The 1,204-nt window shown below is 56.7% G+C and carries 1 pseudogene; it reads right to left on the reverse strand.

Annotated elements, in window-relative coordinates:
* Positions 1-89 precede the first annotated feature (89 nt).
* A pseudogene (locus tag C448_RS15245) lies at positions 90-1,127 on the reverse strand (Eco57I restriction-modification methylase domain-containing protein); the annotation flags it as partial.
* Positions 1,128-1,204: the final 77 nt, after the last annotated feature.

The raw sequence follows: 1,204 nt of genomic DNA on the forward strand, positions 1-1,204 counted from the left end.
GGTGCTCTTCCTCTATCTCGTTGTCTGCTTGGGGTTGGTCCACATCTTCCTCAAGCAGATGCTTGCTCTAACTCAATGTGATCGACTGACTCTTGATTCAGGTAGGCCATTTCCTGCTCATTGAAATCGGCACCGTAAGGCGGATTACCCACAATCGCATCGAAGCCCGCACTCGCCAGTCGCTCACCGTCGCTGTCAAAGAAGACCGCGGGGAATTCGAGTTCCCAATGGAAAAAGCCCTCTTCGTCGGCCATTGCCTGCGCTACACGGAACCAGTCGGCCGCCTCGATGTCGGCCCACGTTGCCTCGTCCTCGATGGCGCGAGCCATGCGTTCGATGGCATCCTCGGGCACGTCGAACCCGAACTCACTGGCTGTGTGGACCGTTGCCATCGCAAACAGGCGTTGATAGAGTGGGTCCGCGCGGATGTCATCATACAGCTCCTCCATCGAGTGGATGTCTTCGAGGGTTTCGTTGTCGATAGCGAGTAGTTCGCCCGTGAGGTCCATCACGTGGTCGAGTGCGCGCTGTCGAGTCTGTGCGAAATCATACGCCAGCGTTACCTGTCCTGAATCGCCCTCATCTCTGGAAAGCACGTCTGTAATGTCCGATCCGACCAGCGAGTTCCCCGATTTGAGGTGGTGATCGAGAAAGGCCAGCGGCTGGTCTGCTGCGAGCGTTTCGAGCCACATCGAGAGCTTCGCCAACTCGACGGCCATCCCGTTCACATCGACGCCATAGATGCACTCCCGTGAAATCTCGCGTCTGACCTGCTCTTCATCAAATAGCCTCCCAGTCTCCAATTCACGCACCCGCTCCATCATCGCCTCGGCAAGATATCCGGTCGCTTTCGTCAGAAAGTGTCCACTCCCCATCGCCGGGTCCAGGATTTTGAGCTCCGTCACACGCTCCCAGAACGCGATCACATACTCCTGCGTTCCCGGCTCCATATCCATCTCGGTAAGCTCCGCCTCAATGTCCGAAAGTAGCGGCCCCACGGCCTCCTCAACGATGTACGTCACGACATAATCGGGCGTGTAGTAGGCTCCAGTAGCCTTACGCTCACCGTCGTCGTTCACCACGTAGAGTTCTCCCTTCTCGACTGTCTCGACCGCCTCAGTGTAGCTTCAACCGAGAACCTACAGGTATATCGTCTCTGGGCGCGTAACTACTGGAATGAGCGCGAAAAAATATCTCGTCGAAC

This window comes from Halococcus morrhuae DSM 1307, assembly GCF_000336695.1.
Classification (GTDB): Archaea; Halobacteriota; Halobacteria; order Halobacteriales; family Halococcaceae; genus Halococcus; species Halococcus morrhuae.